The organism is Streptomyces ruber, from assembly GCF_014648075.1.
Lineage (GTDB): Bacteria > Actinomycetota > Actinomycetes > Streptomycetales > Streptomycetaceae > Streptomyces > Streptomyces ruber.
In genome coordinates this window covers 1-825 of sequence record NZ_BMQK01000055.1, presented here as the reverse complement: position 1 = coordinate 825, position 825 = coordinate 1, and the positions used below count along the sequence as shown (strand labels likewise).

1 protein-coding gene is annotated in these 825 nt (G+C 35.6%); it reads right to left on the bottom strand.

What is annotated here, in order from left to right:
• On the bottom strand, positions 1-473 hold a 473-nt coding region (locus IEZ04_RS36330; RefSeq protein ID WP_229821491.1), incomplete at its 3' end, for an RNA polymerase beta'' subunit family protein.
• Positions 474-825 lie beyond the last annotated feature (352 nt).

The window sequence follows — 825 nt, the reverse complement described above, 5'->3', positions numbered from 1 at the left end:
AATTCTCTATGGTGTAACAAAATATCTCTCATTTCCAACTCGAATATATTCTTCTTTTTTATTTTCAAATGAATGTTTTTGTCTTGCTTTAAACGATGTACTAATTTTTTGAACCCGGTACCAACCGGTATAATCCCCCCCAAAACAACGTTTTCTTTCAGGCCTTTCAACCAATCAATACGACCTCGTAGAGCAGCTTTTGCTAAAACTCGAGCAGTTTCTTGAAAACTAGCTTCGGATATGAAACTTTGAGTATTTAGAGATGCTTTCGTTATTCCCAATAAGATGGCTCGGTAACGGATCGCTTCTTCCAAAGCACGCCCTGTTCGTTCCGCCCGCAACAATTCAATTAGTTCTCCGGGTGAAAAAACATTAGACATTCTATCTTCTGAAACCAACACTTTTGATGTTATTTGACGCACAATAATCTCTATATGCCGATTATGAATCTGCACCCCCTGAGATCGATACACTTTTTGTATCTTATTAACCAAAGAGATACGACTTTGTACTATAGTTAGCTCAGCACCAATCAAGAATCCCCAAGGAATTCTATATTGTTTCTGATTATTATGTCCTTATCAGATCAAACCCCAAATTCATTTATTTTTCTGGTATACAACCGGATTGGAATATCATAATAATGGTAGAAATGGAGTGACTTTTATTTTGATATTTTTTTCTTCTATACAAAACTCCATAAAGTCTAAGTGTAATTTATGAATTCTAATTTTTTCTGTATTGTGGCTAACACGTGAAGCCTACTTTCGATAGTTCATTTAGTGTGTTTGTGAGTTAACAGCTTAGCCCATAGGTGTGCATGTG